Source organism: Rhodococcus ruitaii (genome assembly GCF_055230935.1).
The window spans coordinates 53466-71163 of the sequence record NZ_JBUYWC010000016.1 but is presented as its reverse complement, the minus strand read 5'-3'; the positions used below and the strand labels follow the sequence as shown (position 1 = coordinate 71163).

Annotated in this window: 14 protein-coding genes; 2 read left to right on the top strand and 12 right to left on the bottom strand. The window is 65.3% G+C overall.

What is annotated here, in order from left to right:
• Positions 1 to 26 precede the first annotated feature (26 nt).
• Both ACZI8W_RS20285 and ACZI8W_RS20280 read left to right on the top strand, forming a co-directional pair.
• Positions 27 to 1415 carry an ABC transporter substrate-binding protein gene (locus ACZI8W_RS20285; protein ID WP_463370307.1) on the top strand — a complete coding sequence of 463 codons (1389 nt, stop codon included), beginning with the start codon at positions 27 to 29 and terminating at the stop codon, positions 1413 to 1415.
• Positions 1415 to 2191: a glycerophosphodiester phosphodiesterase gene (locus ACZI8W_RS20280; protein WP_463370306.1), complete on the top strand. Its 777-nt coding sequence runs from the start codon at positions 1415 to 1417 to the stop codon at positions 2189 to 2191. Before ACZI8W_RS20285 ends, ACZI8W_RS20280 begins: the two co-directional genes overlap by 1 nt.
• 22 nt (positions 2192 to 2213) lie before the next feature.
• On the opposite strand, the gene nuoN is transcribed toward ACZI8W_RS20280, so the two are convergent.
• Genes nuoN through ACZI8W_RS20220 form a run of 12 tightly spaced genes read right to left on the bottom strand, consistent with a single transcriptional unit; the run spans position 2214 to position 17655 of the window.
• Positions 2214 to 3872, bottom strand: a complete 1659-nt coding sequence (nuoN, locus tag ACZI8W_RS20275; RefSeq protein WP_463370305.1) for an NADH-quinone oxidoreductase subunit NuoN — start codon at positions 3870 to 3872, stop codon at positions 2214 to 2216.
• A complete protein-coding gene (locus ACZI8W_RS20270) occupies positions 3869 to 5569 on the bottom strand; it encodes an NADH-quinone oxidoreductase subunit M (RefSeq protein ID WP_463370304.1) in 1701 nt (566 codons plus the stop codon). The genes nuoN and ACZI8W_RS20270 overlap by 4 nt, the downstream gene beginning before the upstream one ends.
• Before the next feature lie 16 nt (positions 5570 to 5585).
• A complete protein-coding gene (gene nuoL / locus ACZI8W_RS20265) occupies positions 5586 to 7478 on the bottom strand; it encodes an NADH-quinone oxidoreductase subunit L (protein ID WP_463370303.1) in 1893 nt (630 codons plus the stop codon).
• A 52-nt stretch (positions 7479 to 7530) separates the two neighbouring features.
• Positions 7531 to 7830: an NADH-quinone oxidoreductase subunit NuoK gene (nuoK, locus tag ACZI8W_RS20260; RefSeq protein ID WP_054719375.1), complete on the bottom strand. Its 300-nt coding sequence runs from the start codon at positions 7828 to 7830 to the stop codon at positions 7531 to 7533.
• Positions 7827 to 8675 carry an NADH-quinone oxidoreductase subunit J gene (locus tag ACZI8W_RS20255; protein WP_463370302.1) on the bottom strand — a complete coding sequence of 283 codons (849 nt, stop codon included), beginning with the start codon at positions 8673 to 8675 and terminating at the stop codon, positions 7827 to 7829. The genes nuoK and ACZI8W_RS20255 overlap by 4 nt, the downstream gene beginning before the upstream one ends.
• Positions 8672 to 9226, bottom strand: coding sequence for an NADH-quinone oxidoreductase subunit NuoI (gene nuoI, locus ACZI8W_RS20250; RefSeq protein WP_463370386.1), 555 nt, complete (start codon positions 9224 to 9226; stop codon positions 8672 to 8674). The genes ACZI8W_RS20255 and nuoI overlap by 4 nt, the downstream gene beginning before the upstream one ends.
• Positions 9219 to 10529, bottom strand: coding sequence for an NADH-quinone oxidoreductase subunit NuoH (nuoH, locus tag ACZI8W_RS20245; RefSeq protein ID WP_463370301.1), 1311 nt, complete (start codon positions 10527 to 10529; stop codon positions 9219 to 9221). The genes nuoI and nuoH overlap by 8 nt, the downstream gene beginning before the upstream one ends.
• A complete protein-coding gene (locus ACZI8W_RS20240) occupies positions 10526 to 12970 on the bottom strand; it encodes an NADH-quinone oxidoreductase subunit G (protein WP_463370300.1) in 2445 nt (814 codons plus the stop codon). The genes nuoH and ACZI8W_RS20240 overlap by 4 nt, the downstream gene beginning before the upstream one ends.
• Positions 12967 to 15096 carry an NADH-quinone oxidoreductase subunit NuoF gene (gene nuoF / locus ACZI8W_RS20235; protein WP_463370299.1) on the bottom strand — a complete coding sequence of 710 codons (2130 nt, stop codon included), beginning with the start codon at positions 15094 to 15096 and terminating at the stop codon, positions 12967 to 12969. Before nuoF ends, ACZI8W_RS20240 begins: the two co-directional genes overlap by 4 nt.
• Positions 15093 to 16412, bottom strand: a complete 1320-nt coding sequence (nuoD, locus tag ACZI8W_RS20230; RefSeq protein WP_463370298.1) for an NADH dehydrogenase (quinone) subunit D — start codon at positions 16410 to 16412, stop codon at positions 15093 to 15095. The genes nuoF and nuoD overlap by 4 nt, the downstream gene beginning before the upstream one ends.
• Positions 16409 to 17104 carry an NADH-quinone oxidoreductase subunit C gene (locus tag ACZI8W_RS20225; protein ID WP_463370297.1) on the bottom strand — a complete coding sequence of 232 codons (696 nt, stop codon included), beginning with the start codon at positions 17102 to 17104 and terminating at the stop codon, positions 16409 to 16411. The genes nuoD and ACZI8W_RS20225 overlap by 4 nt, the downstream gene beginning before the upstream one ends.
• Positions 17101 to 17655, bottom strand: coding sequence for a NuoB/complex I 20 kDa subunit family protein (locus ACZI8W_RS20220; RefSeq protein ID WP_463370296.1), 555 nt, complete (start codon positions 17653 to 17655; stop codon positions 17101 to 17103). The genes ACZI8W_RS20225 and ACZI8W_RS20220 overlap by 4 nt, the downstream gene beginning before the upstream one ends.
• Between the last annotated feature and the right edge of the window lie 43 nt (positions 17656 to 17698).

The following is a 17698-nucleotide window of genomic DNA, read 5'->3' as shown; positions in this document are numbered from 1 at the left end:
ACCTACCGAAACCGAGGAGAAATCCCATGTCGCTGTTCACCCGAGGACACTCGCTGAGTGCGTCACAACTCAGCCGCCGTCGCTTCCTGACCATCGCCGGCGGTGCCGCCGCGTCCATTCCGATCCTCGCTGCGTGCGGTACGCCCGGAGGCGGATCGTCGTCGAGCGGGTTCGCGCAGCCCGACGTCTCTCCCCCCGCGCAGTTCGCAGGGCGCACGAATGTCGTGTTCTGGAGTGGATTCTCGGGAACCAATGGTGAGGTTCTCGCGAACCTCATCAACAAGTTCAATGAGTCCCAGTCGGACATCTACGTCGAGGTCCAGGTATTCCAGGGCTACGACGGGCTGACCGAGAAGCTGTCCGCCGGCCTCCAGGCACGGCAGGTTCCCGAACTCGCCATCTTCTCCGATGTGTCGTGGAACAAGTTCTTTCTGTCGGGTCACATGGAACCGCTCAGCGGCTACTTCACCGATTCGTGGAACGCAGACACCTACCACAACCGTCTCTACGCCGAGGGTGTCGTGCGGGAGGAACCGTACTGGCTCCCGTTCGGCCGCTCGACTCCGCTGTTCTACTACAACAAGGAGATCTTCGCGCAGGAAGGTCTTCCCGATCGCGCACCCGAGACGTGGGACGAGTTCAGGGACTGGGGAAAGCAGATCACCGGCCGCGACTACCGGGGCAACAAGCTGATGATGCGCGCCTACACCGGTTCCGACGACTGGTACTTCCAAGGCCTGCTGTGGAACTACGGTGGTGCGATGTCCGAGGGCATGGACGTCACGGTCGACTCCACCGACGCGATTGCGGCTGCCGAGTTCGACCGCGCCTGCGTCAACGACGACAAGATCGGTTACCTCGCGCAGGAGGTCAACACCGACTTCACCAATGGTCTCGTTGCGACGATCACCAACTCCACCGGATCGCTGACCGGCCTGAGCACGGGCTCCGAGGCTGCAGGTTTCGAACTCGGCGCCGGGTTCCTCCCGGTCGCCACGGACACGGGTGTCCCGACCGGTGGCGCCGGCCTGGGCATCCTCAAGAACGCCGACCCCGAACGCAAGGCGGCTGCGGCGAAGGTGATCGAGTTCCTCGCGGGTGACGACGAGGCCGCCGAGTGGGCCGTCGGCACCGGCTACCTTCCTGCGACGAAGGGTGCAACCGAGTCGTCGATCGTCACCCGACGTATCGCCGATAATCCCAACTACGGACTCGCTGTCCAACAGCTCGACCGCGCTCGGCAGCCCGATCCCGCCCGTCTGTACGTGGGCTCGACCATCCTCGAGATGCGGACCGTCATCCAGAAGCTCTACACCGAGAACGCTGATCCCGCGGCCGCACTCGGCGCCGCCGCCGCAGTCATTCGCCGCGACATCGAAGACATTCGCCCGCAGTACGAGGAGCTTGTTGCCTGATGGCCACCGACACAACCCGGAAGAACGGCCGCCGCGACACCTACGCCGTCGTCGGACATCGTGGTGCACGGGATCTCTCGCCGGAGAACACACTCGACTCGTTCCGGCTCGCCGAGGAGATCGGCGTCCACGAACTCGAATTCGACATCCGGCTGTCCGCCGACGGTGTCGCGATCGTGCTGCACGATGCGACCCTCGATCGCACCGCTGCGACCGAGGCCGGCCGTGGCCTCGGCCCCGTCGCAGGCCTGCCGTATGAGCAGATCAAGGCCGTCGACGTCGGTGAAGGCCGCACCGTGCCGACCCTGGCAGACGTGATCGCCGCGACCACCGTACCGCTGCAGGTCGAGATCAAGGCGGTCGAAGCGTGTGACGAGATCGCGCGGGTCGTCGACGGAATACACCCTGCCGACGTCGAACGTATTCGGTTCACGAGCTTCCGGCCGGAGGCGCTGCGCCGCATGCGATCCCTCACCCCGGACATCACGCGCGGGTTGATCACACACGGTTATCCGGACTCCGAATATCACCCGGCCGGAATCGAAAAGGTCCTCGCCGGGGTGGAGGCCACCGCGTTCTATTGCGGTTGGGACGGTCTGACCGATGAGGTCGTCGGACGGATCCAGGCCGCCGGCTACGAGATGGCAGCGTGGCCGGTCCGCAGCCTCGACGAGGTGCGCCGCGGACTCGAACTCGGTTTCAACGGCGGCACCGTCGACGATCCCCGTGCGGGTGTCGAGTGGTTCGAGCAGGCCCGCGCACAGCTGCCGACCTGACGAATGCGCAGGCGGGACCGGCTCACGACAGGAAGGCGGCTGCCTGCCCGGCCAGATCGAGCAACGGTTGCGGCACGATACCGAGCAGCAGCGTGATCACGGCGGTCACCGCGATGGTGACCGTCGTGAGCACGCTCGGCATCACGATCACGGGCGCATCGGACGGTGGGTCGCGGAAGAACATGAGCACGATCACCCGCACATAGAAGTAGGCGGCAATCGCGCTCGCGACCACACCGACGATCACCAGCGGCACCGCGCCACCCGAGATCGCGGCGCTGAACACGCTCAGCTTTGCGATGAAACCGCCGGTGAGCGGAATGCCTGCCATCGACAGCAGAAACAGCGCGAAGACGCCACCGAGCACCGGTGAACGACGCCCCACTCCCTCCCAGCGGGACAGATCCCAGGCTTCGCCGTCGGGATCGCGGACGAGGGTGACCACCGCGAACACTCCGACGGTGCCGATCCCGTAGACGACCAGATAGAACAGTGTCGACGAGATCCCCTGCTCGTTGGTGGCGACGACACCGGTGAGAACGAAGCCGGTATGACTGATCGCCGAGTAGGCCAGCATCCGCTTGACGTCGGTCTGCGTGACCGCGAGAACGGCTCCGACCAGCATGGTGGCGATGGCGACGGCCCACAGGATAGGACGCCAGTCGCTGCTCAGGCCCGGCACCGCAACATAGAGCACGCGGAGCAGCGCCCCGAACGCTGCGATCTTCGTGGCCGCGGCCATGAAGGCCGTCACCGCGGTGGGTGCGCCCTGATAGACGTCCGGCGTCCACGAATGAAACGGCACCGCACCGATTTTGAACAGCAGTCCCACCGACAGCAGACCGATACCGATCAGGGCGGTGGTGTCACTTCCGCCACCCGACTCGACGGTCTCCGCAATACCCGCCAGCGAAACCGTACCCGCGTATCCGTAGAGCAACGCGACACCGTAGAGGAAGAACGCCGACGAGAACGCGCCGAGGAGGAAGTATTTGAGCGCCGCCTCCTGCGACAGCAATCGACGTCGACGCGACAGCCCGCACAGTAGATACAGCGGCAGTGAAAGCACTTCGAGTGCGATGAACATCGTCAGCAGGTCGTCCGATGCGGGGAAGAGCATCATGCCACCGACTGCGAACAACGCCAGCGGGAACACTTCGGTGCGCGCAATACCCGCGTCGGTGGCTTCACGTTCGGCGTCGCTGCCAGGGACCGCCGCGGCCTGCGAAGCGAACGCGTCGGTTCTCGTCCGGGTCGATCCGGTGACGACCGACGCCCCCGCGGTGTCCAAAACAACTGCGGCGCCCGAAGCGACCGCGACATCCGCCGTCGTTCGTGCACCCTCGATACCGCGTTCGGCGATGAGCGCAACCGCGAGGATCGATACGACCAGAATCGCGCCTTGCAGGTAGAGGGCCGGGCCGTCGATCACGACCGCACCGGCCGCCGTGGTGGTCTCGGTTCCCGCGAGCAGGACGACCGCGATGAGCGCCGCGAGCAGGCCCCCGAAGGCCAGCACGAGGTGGCTCGCGTAGCGTACGCGGGCGGGTGCGAATGCCTCGACGATCACGCCCACCACCGCGACCCCGAACACGATGAGCATCGGGCCGAGCGCGGGGTAGTCGATCTCGGGTGCGGGAAGCGCCTGCGCAAGAACGACACTGCTGTCCAGATTCTTCACCTGTGAGCACCTCCTCCGGAGCCGACTGCGGTATCGCCGTCGGCCACCGGTGTCTCGGACGGGACGAGCGGGACAGGATCCTGCTCACCGACAGTCACGAGGGTGTGGTCCACCGCGGGAGTGATCACCTCCAGTACCGGTCTCGGATAGATCCCGAGAACGATCAGCAGGGCGATCAACGGTGCAACCACGAGGATTTCGCGGGGTACGAGATCGGTGATCGAGGTTTCGGGTTCCTCCCCCAGATCCTTGTCCGGAGGATCGCCCGATGCCGGCCCGGTGACTGCGCGCACCGGACCGCCCATCACGCGCTGATATACCCACAGCACGTAGAGCGCGGACAGCACGAGCGCGATGGTCGCGATGATCGCCGCGACTTGATAGCGCGGATAAGTGCCGACGAAGACTAGGAATTCGCTGACGAACGGAGCGAGGCCCGGTAGCGACAGTGTGGCGAGCCCCGCGATGAGAAATGTGCCCGCGAGGATCGGTGCGATCTTCTGGACTCCGCCGTACGCGGCGATCGCGCGGGATCCGCGCCGCGACACCAGGAACCCGGCGATCAGGAACAGCGCGGCGGTGGAGATCCCGTGGTTGACCATGTACAGCGTCGACCCGGCCTGGCCTTGACTGGTCATCGCGAAGATTCCCAGGATGATGAAACCGAAGTGTGAGATGGAGGTGTACGCGATCAGTCGCATCACGTCGGTCTGACCGATCGCGAGCATCGCGCCGTAGACGATGCCGATCACCGACAGAGTCACGATCAGCGGCGCGAAGTAGACCGAGGCGTCTGGGAACAGCTGCAGGCAGTACCGCAGCATCCCGAACGTGCCGACCTTGTCGACCACCGCCATCATCAGTACCGCGGACACCGGGGTGGTCTGCACCGCGGCGTCGGGTAGCCAGCTGTGCAGCGGCCACAGGGGGGCCTTGACAGCGAACGCGAACATGAAACCGAGGAACAGCGCGTTCAGTACGGCGGGGGTTGCCCCGAGTTCCCCCGACGATGCCGCTTCGACGATGCGCCGGAAGTCGAAGGTGCCGACGGTGCCCGACTCCCCCAGCCCGGCCTGCGCGGTGACCACGTACAGGCCGATGACCGCGGCCAACATGACCAGACCGCCGAACAGGTTGTAGATCAGGAACTTCACCGCAGCCCTGGAGCGCTGGGCTTTTTCGCTACCGCGACCACCGAACCCGCCGATGAGGAAATACATCGGGATGAGCATCGCTTCGAAGAACACGTAGAACAGCAGGATGTCGAGAGAGACGAAGGAGATGAGCACCATCGCCTCGACGAGCAGGATCAACGCCGTGTAGGTGTGCGCGGCGCGCGGGCGGGAAGCGGGGGCGGCTTCCACGATGGCATGACGGTCGTCGTGCCATCCGGCGACGAGGAGCAGCGGTACCAGCACCACGGTCAACAGCACGAGTACCAGCGCGATGCCGTCGACGCCGAGCGTGTAGCCGGCGCCGAACGCGGGAATCCACGTGTGCGATTCGACGAACTGGAACTGCTCGCCACCGGGTTCGAACAACGCCGCGAGCACCACCGCAACCGCGAGGGTCAGCAACCCGGCAACGACGGCGACGCTCTTGGCGAGGCTCCGCATCCGCGCGGGCAGTGCGAGCACGATGACGGCACCGACCACCGGGAGCACCCACAGGATCGTCAACCACGGAAATTCGTTCATACTCGGCTCGCCCCCCTCACAATCGCACCAGCATCAGCGCTGCGACCACTACGGCCGCACCGGCGAACATGTACAGGGCATACGACCGGACGAACCCGGTCTGCAGGCGTCGCAGCGCACTCGACAACGCCCCGACAGCACCCGACACTCCGGAGACGACTCCGTTCACGCCGGTGTTCTCGACCGCGACAAGGGTGCGCACCATCCCCTGACCGGGACGCATGAACACGGCCTCGTCGAACGCGTCGCCGTAGAGGTCGTTGCGCGCGGCGACGGTCAGCGCCGACACCTCATCGGGCGCCGTGTCGGGGATCTCCCGGGTCGCGTACTCGCGGTAGGCGAACCCGACCCCGACCAGGACCACCGAGAGCGTCATGAGGGTGATCAGCCACACGGGCAGGCCACCTTCATGATGGACGGAGCCGACGACCGGCTCGAGCCAATGCTGCAGCGACCCACCGAGAACGAGCAGACCACCTGCGGCGACGGAGCCCACCGCGAGCAGGATCATCGGCCACACCATGATTCCCGGGGACTCGTGGGGATCGGTTTCCGCCTTCCAGCGGCGTTCCCCGAAGAACGTCATGATCATCACGCGACTCATGTAGAAGGCGGTCAAGCCGGCGCCGAGCAGTGTGGCGACGCCGAGTATGACTCCCTTCGCGCCGGGCTCGGCAAATGCCACTTCGATGATCTTGTCCTTGGAGAAGAAGCCGGCGAACGGTGGAATGCCGATGATCGCGAGATACCCGAGCCCGAACGTGACGAAGGTGAGGGGCATGAGTGTGCGCAGGCCGCCGTAGCGGCGCATATCGGTCTCGTCGTTCATCCCGTGCATCACCGATCCGGCACCGAGGAAGAGTCCGGCCTTGAAGAATCCATGGGTGAGCAGGTGGAGGATCGCGAAGGCATAGCCGGCCGGACCGAGGCCCGCTGCGAGCACCATGTACCCGATCTGACTCATGGTCGATGCGGCGAGCGCCTTCTTGATGTCGTCCTTCGCACAGCCGATGATCGCACCGAACAAGAGGGTCGCGGTGCCGACGATGACGACGGCGAGTTGCGCCACGGGCGCCGCGTCGAAGATCGCGTGGGCACGGGTGATGAGGTAGACCCCCGCGGTGACCATCGTCGCGGCGTGGATCAGCGCCGACACCGGTGTCGGACCTTCCATCGCGTCGCCGAGCCACGACTGCAGCGGGAGCTGCGCGGATTTCGCGCATGCGGCGAGCAGCAACGCCAAGCCGAGTGCGGTAATCGTGCCTTCACTCGCGGCAGGCACTGCGGCGAAGACCGCGTCGTACGACAGCGTGCCGAAGGTCGCGAACATGACCATGAGGGCGATGAGTAGTCCGATGTCTCCGACACGGTTGACGACGAATGCCTTCTTCGCGGCCGTCGCGGCGGTGGGCTTGTGCTGCCAGAACCCGATGAGCAGGTACGACGCCAACCCGACGCCTTCCCAGCCGAGGTAGAGGCCGAGGAAGTTGTCGGCGAGCACGAGCAGCAGCATCGCGGCGAGGAACAGGTTCAGGTAGGCGAAGAAGCGACGACGGGCGGCGTCGTGCGCCATGTAGCCGATCGAGTAGAGGTGGATCAGCGAGCCGACGCCTGTGATCAGCAGGACGAAGCACATCGACAGCTGATCGAGTTGCAGGCCGAAGTCGACCTGCAGGCTTTCGACGGGCACCCAGACGAACAGGGTCTCCTGCACAGTTCGTTCACCGGCGGTGGCGCCGAGCATGTCGGCGAAGGCGACGATTCCGAGCACGAACGACGCGATCGCCGCGGTGCATCCGAGCAGATGCCCCCACGGGTCGCTGCGCCGCCCGGCGAGTAGCAGTACGACGGCTCCGGCGAGCGGCAATGCCGGAATCAGCCAGATGATCGTGGCGATCGACGAGCTCATGACGCACGTCCTCTCGTCGCTTCAAGTGCAATCACACTCACCGTCCTGACGGTCAGTACTTGAGAAGGTTGGCGTTGTCGACGGATGCCGAACGGCGGCTTCGGAAGATCGTGACGATGATGGCGAGTCCCACCACCACTTCCGCGGCGGCGACGACCATTGTGAAGAACGCGAATACCTGGCCGTGCAGATTGCCGTGCATCCGGGCGAACGTGACGAACGCCAGGTTGGCGGCGTTGAGCATCAACTCGATGCTCATGAACACGACGATCGCGTTGCGCCGCAGCAATACTCCGGATGCTCCGATGGTGAACAGCAGCGCCGACAGATACAGGTAGTTCTCCGGGTTCACACCCGATCCCCCTCCTCCGTGGTCTTCTGCTTCTTCTGCTCGTCCGGCGAGTCCTCTGTTTTCGCCGGTGCCGCCCCACGAGGCTCCGCCGGGCCGGGAACTCCCAGATCCGAAGGTGTCCAGACACGACCGATCCGTTGCAGCAGTGGGCCGACCGACTCGTCGGAGAAGGAACCGTCGGGCAACAATGCCGGGACATCGGCCGCGTTGTGCCGTGCATACACGCCGGGCGCGGGCAACGGGGTGACCCGGCCACCTTCACGGAACCGGCGTTCGGCGAGTTCTCGTTGTGTTTCCCGAGGTCGGACGCGTTCGCGGTGCGCGAGCACCATCGCACCGACCGTCGCAGTGATCAGGAGCGCGCCGGTGAGTTCGAATGCCCATACGTAGTCGAGGAAGAGCAGTTCGGCGAGCGCTTCGACATTGCCCGCCGCGTTCGCATCGTCGAGACCGACGAACACCGTGGTTGCGGCGTTACCGAGACCGCCGATGAGCAGAATCCCGAATCCGAGACCCACCACGACAGAGAGCACGCGTTGAGCACGGAGAGTTTCCACGAGTGAGTCGGACGAGTCGATGCCCACCAGCATGAGCACGAACAAGAAGAGCATCATGACGGCGCCGGTGTAGACGACCACCTGGACGACGCCGAGGAACACTGCGCCCTGCGCGATGTAGAAGACGGCGAGCACGATCATGGTCATGGCGAGGAAGATCGCGGAGTAGACCGCTTTCGCTGCGCCGACGACACCGAGTGCCCCGATCACCGCGACGGTGGCGAGAATCCAGAACTGCACCGCCTCACCGGTCGACGTCGCGTCGGCAACGAACGCGGCGGCGGTCACGACGCCTGCTCCTCGTGACCATCGGCGCTGCTTCCGGAAGCATCCGGTGTCGGCACGGTGCCGCGGTAGTAGTCGTCGTCGGTTGCGCCCGGTGCCATCGGGTGCGGCGGGGCCTGCATTCCGGGTTCGAGGGGCGCGAGCAACCGTTCTTTCGTGTAGATGAGGTCGGTGCGGTTGTCGTCGACCATCTCGTAGTCGTTGATCATGGTCAACGCGCGAGTGGGGCATGCTTCGATGCACAGGCCGCACCCGATGCAACGGAGATAATTGATCTGATAGTTCACGCCGTATCTTTCGCCCGGCGAGTAGCGTTCGGTCTCAGTGTTGTCGGCGCCCTCCACGAAGATCGCATCGGCGGGGCACGCCCACGCACACAACTCGCAGCCGATGCATTTCTCGAGTCCGTCGGCGTAGCGGTTGAGCTGGTGGCGGCCGTGATACCGCGGCGCGGTGGGCGTCTTGACCTCGGGATAGAACTCGGTATTGGGCTTCTTGAACATCGTCGACAGGGTCACACCGAAACCTGCCAGCGGGCCAAGCAGTTCAGACATCGATTTTTCGGGCATCGCTCGCCTCCTTGGATGTGGCTTGCGCGGATGGGACCGGCATCGGCGGAACCGGGAATCCTCCGGCCATCGGATCGAAGCCGGCCGCGGCGGATGGAACAGGCGCGGGCCGATCTCGATCACGGCGGCGGGAGCGAATCATCAGGTAGGCGAACACCACTACTGTGAGGGACACTCCGGCGACGACGAGCGTCGCCGATTGCGGAAGGACGTCGTCGCCTGCGAGTTGCCTCACGGTGGCCACAACCATCACCCAGACCACGGCGATCGGGATGAGCAGTTTCCATCCCAACGCCATGAACTGGTCGTATCGGAGGCGGGGAAGCGTGCTGCGCAGCCACACGAAGACGAACAGCACACCCCACACTTTGAGGACGAACCACAACACCGGCCACCAACCGGAATTCGCCCAGCTGCCCATGTTGAACGGCCACGGCGCATGCCAGCCGCCCAGGAACATCGTGGTCAACAGCGCGGAGACGGTGATCATGTTCACGTACTCGGCGAGCATGAACATCGCAAAACGCAGCGACGAGTACTCGGTGTGGAAACCGCCGACGAGTTCTCCTTCGGCTTCCGGGAGATCGAATGGTGCGCGGTTGGTTTCACCGACCATCGACACCGAATAGATCAGGAACGACGGAACCAGCAGCACGACGAACCACAGCCCGTCCTGGGCGGCGACGATCCCCGAGGTCGACATCGTGCCGGACAGCAGGAACACTGCCGCGAAGGTCAGACCCATCGCGATCTCGTAGGAGATCACCTGCGCCGTCGAACGCAGCCCACCGAGGAGCGGATAGGTGGATCCGGATGCCCAACCTGCGAGGACGATACCGTAGACCCCCACGGAGGTGACCGCAAGGATGTAGAGCACGGCGACGGGAAGATCGGTCAACTGCAATGGGGTTGACTGTCCGAAGACCGACACCACCGGCCCGAACGGGATGACCGCAAAGGCCATCAAGGCAGGCGCGGTCGCGATGACGGGCGCAAGCAGATAGATCGGTTTGTCGACGCCGGTGGGTGTGATGCCTTCCTTGAGGCCGAGTTTGATGCCGTCGGCGACGGTTTGAAGCAGGCCCTTCGGACCGACCCGGTCGGGTCCGACCCGCATCTGCATCCATGCCATGACCTTGCGTTCGGCGAGGATCAGGACGAGCGTGGTGAGGACGAGGAACGCGAAAATCACGATGGCCTTGGCGATCACGAGCCACCACGGATCGGTGCCGAACATCGACAGGTCGATGTCTCGCGCGGTAACGGCTGTGGGCGCTCCGACTGTCATTTCTGCGCCTCCACACTCACACCAGCGCGGATCCGGACGAGGGCACCCGCGTCGGCGGCGAGGTGTTCATGTACTTCCGACCCTGCAGAGGCCAGAGGAATCCATACGACGCGGTCCGGGAGTACGTCGATCACCAGCCGAAGCGTGATCTCCCCGCGCTCCGTCGACACCACCAACGGGTCGCCCTCGCGCACACCGATCTCGTCGGCGGTTGCCGCGGACACCCGCGCGACGGGCGCCCGCGCCGTCCCGGCGAGATGCGGTTCGCCGTCCTGCATGCGGCCGGCATCGAGGAGCATCCGCCATGTCGACAGGACCGCCTCGCCCAGAACAGGTTTCGGGGCCTCTCCAGGTGACGATCCGGTGAATCCGGGGGTGCTGCTGGGCCGTTGCCCCAATTCGACGAGTTCGGCTCGGGCCGCTGCCACATCGGGAAGGCCGAACGGGATGCTCATCGTCTCGGCGAGTGCGTCGAGGATGCGCAGGTCGGACAATGTCCCGGTGTCGGTCAGCGCAATCGGGAACGGTCGCTCGCGTCCTTCCCAGTCGAGGAAGGTGCCGGATTTTTCGACGACGGGAGCGACCGGGAAGACCACGTCGGCCCGGTCGGTGATGTCGCTGCGACGGATCTCGAGACTTACCACGAACCCGGCCGAGTCGATCGCGGCGCGGGCGGCGTGCGGGTCGGGCAGGTCGGTGAGGTCGACGCCGGCGACCACCAGCGCGGACAGATCTCCTGATGCCGCCGCGGCGAGGATTCCCGCGGTGTCGCGACCGGGCTTCTCCGGTATCGGTCGTGTGCCAGGATCTGTGCCCCACACGGATTCGACCTCGTGTCGAGCCTCGGGATCGGTGACCGCGCGACCTCCGGGGAGGAGCGTCGGGAAGGCGCCCGCCTCGAGCGCCCCTCGGTCGCCCGCGCGGCGGGGCACCCACGCGAGGCGCGCGCCGGTCTCGTCGGCGAGCCGCGCGACGGCGGCCAGTGCACCGGGCGCCGCAGCAAGCCGTTCCCCCACCAGGATGATCGCGCCGTCGCCCCGCAGTTGCCCGTCGAGGCCCGGATAGCCGCCGGCGCGCAGGGTGTCGAAGACCCGGGCTTCGCTACCGGGAACACAGTCGAGGAGCGTTCCGGACATCTTCTGCAGCCCTCTGCTTGCATGCGATGCCACCGCGAGCACAGTGGTACCTCGCGTACGGACGGCTTTACGCAGCCGCAGGAAGATCAGAGGCGATTCCTCTTCCGGCTCGAGGCCGGCGAGAAGCACGACGGGAGCTTTCTCCAGGTCGCCATAGGTCACCGACCTCCGTGTTCCTGCGATCCTGCTACCGAGGAACCCGGCTTCCTCCGGCGAATGGGCACGGGAGCGAAAGTCGATGTCGTTGGTGCCGAGTGCAGTTCGTGCGAATTTCGCGTACGCGTACGACTCTTCCCAGGTGAGCCGCCCGCCGATCAGCACACCCGTGTTTCCGTGAGCGGCAGCAAGCCCCCTGGCGGCGGCGGTGAGCGCAGCAGGCCACGATGCGGGAACGAGGGTGCCTCCGGAATCGCGGACCATCGGCCCGGTGAGGCGGTCCGGCTCGGTGGCGTAGGTGAACGCCCACCGTCCCTTGTCACAGTTCCATTCCTCGTTGACCTCGGGTTCGTCCCCCGCGAGACGGCGCATCACCGTTCCGCGGCGGTGGTCGGTGCGCTGCGCACAACCCCCGGCGCAGTGCTCGCACACGCTCGGGGTGGAGACCAGATCGAACGGCCGGGCCCGGAATCTGTACGCACTGCTGGTGAGCGCTCCGACGGGGCACACCTGCACGGTGTTGCCGGAGAAGTACGATTCGAAGGGTTCCTCCGTGTAGATACCGACCTGTTGCAGGGCTCCCCGGTCGAGCATGTCGATGAAACGGTCACCGGCGATCTGGTCGGAGAATCGGGTACAGCGGGCACACAGCACGCATCGTTCCCGGTCGAGGAGGACCTGCGAGGAGATGGCGATCGGTTTCGGATAGGTCCGTTTGACGTCGTCGAAACGGGTCTGCGGTCGGCCGTTGGACATCGCCTGGTTCTGAAGCGGACATTCGCCACCCTTGTCACACACAGGGCAATCGAGGGGATGGTTGATCAGCAGGAACTCCATCACACCCTGCTGCGCCTTGTCGGCGACGGGTGATGTGGCTTGGGTGCGGACCACCATCCCGTCGGTGGCAACCGTGGTACACGACGCGAGCGGCTTGCGTTGCCCTTCGACGTCCACGAGACACTGTCGGCATGCCCCGACCGGGTCGAGGAGCGGGTGGTCGCAGAACCGGGGGATCTGGATGCCGATGAGTTCGGCGGCCCTGATCACCAGCGTTCCCTTGGGGACCGACAGTTCCGTGTCGTCGATGGTGAGTGTGACGAGTTCGACGGGGGTAGTGCCCCCGGAACCGGTCTGCGCTGCGGCGGTCATGACATCTCTCCTCCGGTGGCGCGCACATCGGACAGGGCCGCGAGGCGCGGGTCGAAGGGGCACCCCCCGTGTGCAAAGTGTGCGATGTATTCGTCGCGGAAGTGGGCGAGCGACGACGTGATCGGGCTCGTGGCGCCGTCACCGAGTGCGCAGAAGGCACGCCCGAGGATGTTGTCGGAAATGTCGAGCAGTTTCTCCAGGTCTGCCTCGGTTCCGTGGCCGTGTTCGAGTCGGTGGAGGATCTGTTCGAGCCAGAACGTACCCTCTCGGCACGGGGTGCACTTGCCGCACGATTCGTGCGCGTAGAACTCTGTCCAGCGAAGCACGGTGCGGACCACGCAGGTGGTGTCGTCGAATATCTGCAGTGCGCGGGTGCCGAGCATCGACCCCGCTGCCCCGACGTTCTCGTAGTCGAGTGGGACATCGAGGTGTTCGTCGGTGAGGATCGGAGTGGACGATCCTCCAGGGGTCCAGAATTTGAGCCGGCGCCCCGGGCGTACACCACCGGCGAGGGCGAGTAGTTCGCGCAGGGTGATGCCGAGCGGGGCCTCGTATTGGCCGGGGTTGTTCACGTGCCCCGACAGCGAGAACATGGCGAATCCCGGAGATTTCTCGGTGCCCATCGAGCGATACCATTCGACACCGTTGCGGATGATCGCCGGCACGTTCGCAATCGATTCGACGTTGTTGACCACGGTCGGGCACGCATACAGACCGGCGACGGCGGGGAACGGTGGTCGCAGGCGTGGCTGCCCGCGGCGGCCTTCGAGGGAATCGAGCAGGGCCGTCTCCTCTCCGCAGATGTACGCACCGGCGCCGGCATGCACCACGAGTTCGAGGTCGAATCCGGATCCGAGGATGTCGCGGCCGAGATATCCCGCGTCGTAGGCTTCGGCGACGGCGGCCTGCAGTCGGCGCAGCACCGGCACCGCCTCACCACGCAGATAGATGAAGGCGTTCCGTGCGCGGATCGCGTACGCCGAGATGATGACCCCTTCGACGAGCGTGTGAGGGGTCGCGAACATCAGCGGTATGTCCTTGCAGGTGCCCGGTTCCGATTCGTCGGCATTGACGACGAGGTAGTGCGGTTTGCCGTCGTCTTGGGGAATGAACGACCATTTGGTGCCGGTGGAGAATCCGGCCCCACCGCGCCCCCTCAGACCGGATTGTTTGATGTCGTCGATGATCTCGTCGGGATTCTTGCGGAGCGCGAGCAGTAGGGCGTCGTACCCGCGATGTGTCCGATAGGTCTCGAGTGTCCAGGATCGTTCGTCGTCCCAGTGCTCGGTGAGCACCGGTGTCAGGGCGGAATCGAGCGGGTCGCTGTGTAGCACGGATGCGTCCGATACCGGGGGTGCCTGCATGTTCTTGTCGCGGGCGAGATGCAGGCCGACGAGTGACGCCGGGCCGGCGCTACCCCCGGCGTCGAGTACTCCGGGCCGGTCGTCGGGGAATCCCGCGAGGAGGCGCGCGGTGTCGCGGAAGGTACGCAGCGGCGCCCCGCGGGTGGGAGCTGGCGGCGCCCCGGCCCGCAGATCGTCGACGAGGGTCTCCGCAGACGCGACGGTGCAGTTGTCGAACAGTTCCCAGTTGACCGTCATCACCGGCGCGTAGTCGCAGGCGGCGTTGCATTCGATGTGTTCGATCGTGATCGCGCCGTCTTGTGTGGTCTCGCCGTTGTCCACGCCGAGCCGGTCGCAGAGTGTGGCGTAGATGTCGTCGCCACCCATGGTGGCGCACAGCGCATTGGTGCACACACCGACGTGGTAGGTGCCCGTCGGGGATCGGCGGTACATCGTGTAGAACGTGGCAACGGCAGCGACCTCTGCTCCGGTCAAACCGAGGTGGCCGGCGCAGAAGTCGATACCGGCCGGGGTGATGTAGCTGTCCTCCGCCTGGACGAGATGCAGCAGCGGCAACAGCGCCGATCTACTGTGCGGATACCGGGCGATGATCTGCGCGGCGTCGGTGTCGAGGCGGGCGCGGACCTCGTCTGGGTAGCTGCGGCGATCGCCGGGCCGCACGAGCCGGGTGTCTTCCTCGGGCCGCGGTCCGAGCGGAACGAACACCGGCTCGACCGGTCTCGGTCCGGGCACCACCGGCACGAGGTGTTCGGTGCTGCTCATCTGTCCACTCCTCCCATCACCGGGTCGATGCTGGCGACCGCGGCGATCACATCGGAGATCATGCCGCCCTCGCACATCGCGGCCACTGCCTGCAGATTCGTGAACGACGGGTCGCGGTAGTGCACGCGATAGGGGCGGGTTCCGCCGTCGCTGACCATGTGCACACCGATCTCACCGCGCGGAGACTCGACCGCCACGTACACCTGGCCGGCGGGGACACGAATGCCTTCGGTGACGTGTTTGAAATGGTGGATGAGGTCTTCCATCGAGGTTCCCATGATGGTGCGGATGTACTCGAGCGAGTTGCCGAGACCGTCGGGGCCGAGCGCGAGCTGCGCCGGCCACGCGACCTTTCTGTCCTGAACCATCACCGGCCCCGGTTGCAGCCGGTCGAGGCATTGCTCGACGATCTTCAGGGACTCCCACATCTCCCCCACCCGGATCAGGTAGCGGCCGTAGCAGTCGTTTCCGGTGTGGGTGACGACATCGAATTCATAGTTCTCGTATCCGCAATACGGTTGTGCCCGGCGTAGATCGTGCGGCAGTCCGGTGGCGCGCAGGATGGGGCCGGTGACGCCGAGCGCCATACACCCGGTGAGGTCGAGGTATCCGATCCCCTCGGTTCGCGCCTTCCAGATCGGGTTGTCGTTGAGCAGAAGCTCCATGTCGCGCAGGCGGCTGGGCATGAGTTTCAGCAGGTCGCGGATCTTGGGCACGGCCTCGGGTGGGAGATCCTGCACGAGACCACCGGGCCGGATGTAGGCGTGGTTCATGCGCAGACCGGTGACGATCTCGAACACTTCGAGGACGAGTTCACGTTCGCGGAATCCGAAGAGCATCGGTGTGGTGGCGCCGAGTTCCATGCCTCCGGTCGCGAGCGCAACCAGGTGGGATGAGATGCGGTTGAGTTCCATGAGCATCACCCGGATGACCGACGCGCGTTCGGGGATCAGGTCGGTGATGCCGAGGAGCCTCTCGACTCCCAGGCAGTACGCGGTTTCGTTGAAGAACGGCGACAGGTAGTCCATCCGGGTCACGAAGGTGACGCCCTGCGTCCAGTTGCGGAACTCGAGATTCTTCTCGATTCCCGTGTGCAGGTAGCCGATTCCGCACCGGGCTTCGGTCACCATCTCGCCGTCGATCTCGAGGATCAGGCGCAGTACGCCGTGGGTGGACGGGTGCTGCGGCCCCATGTTGACCACGATGTGGTCTTCACCAGCAGCGCGTGCTGCGGCGCTGATCTCGCCCCAGTCCTGTCCTACCGCGTCGTAGACGGTCGTGTCTGTGCCCGGTTCCCTCGCAGCACCGTTCGTCAACTGTAGGCCCTCCGCTCGTCCGGTGGCGGGATCTGTGCGCCCTTGTACTCGACGGGAATCCCGCCGAGCGGGTAGTCCTTGCGTTGCGGGTGGCCGTTCCAGTCGTCGGGCATCTGGATTCGGGTGAGGGCCGGATGCCCGTCGAAAACGAGACCGAAGAAGTCGTAGGTCTCGCGTTCGTGCCAGTCCGTGGTCGGGTAGACGGTGGTCAGCGACGGAATGTGCGGATCGGCGTCGGGCGCGGTGACCTCGACGAGGATGCGACGGTTGTGGGTGATCGACATCAGCGGATACACCGCGTGCAGTTCGCGACCGGTGTCCTCGGGGTAGTGCACGCCGCTGACACCGAGGCACAGTTCGAATCGCAATGCGGGATGGTCGCGTAGGGTGCGGGCGACCGACTGAAGATGCTCTCGGCAGACATGCACCGTCATCTCTCCTCGGAACACCACGATCTTCTCCACCGCGATACCGAATCGGCCGGTGGCGGTGTCGTTCAGTGCATCTTCGAGTGTGTCGGCGACGTCGTCGAGGTACCCACCGAACGGTCTCGGGCTGCTGCCCGGAAGGGTGATCCGGCGCACGAGCCGACCGTAGCCGCTGGTGTCGCCGCTGCCGCGGATGCCGAACATTCCGCGACGCTGGGCGATGGTCTCTGGTGGGCCCGAATCGGACGCGGGGTCATCGGTCATCGTCGCGGCACCTTCAGCTCGATGAGCGGGCGCTGCGCGAGAGCAGCCTGCTCGGCCGCCCGTACCGCTTCCGCTCGGTTGACCCCCAGAGGCATGTGCTGGATTTTGTCGTGCAGCGCAAGGATCGCATTGATCAGCATCTCGGGGCGTGGCGGGCATCCCGGCAGATAGATATCGACCGGAACCATATGGTCGACGCCCTGCACGATCGCGTAGTTGTTGAACATTCCCCCGGACGACGCGCATACCCCCATCGACAGAACCCATTTCGGCTCGACCATCTGGTCGTAGACCTGGCGGAGCGCCGGTGCCATCTTCTGGCTGACGCGCCCCGCGACGATCATCACATCGGCCTGACGCGGCGACGCACGGAAGGCCTCCATACCGAATCGGGCGATGTCGAAGCGTCCCCCCGCAGTCGACATCATTTCTATGGCGCAGCACGCGAGACCGAACGAGGCGGGCCACAGCGAGCCTTTGCGGGCGAAGCCGGCGAGCACTTCGACCGTGCTGAGCAGAAATCCGCTCGGGACCTTCTCTTCGAGACCCATATCCGACTCATACCACCTTCGACATGGTTGTGGATCTTATTCG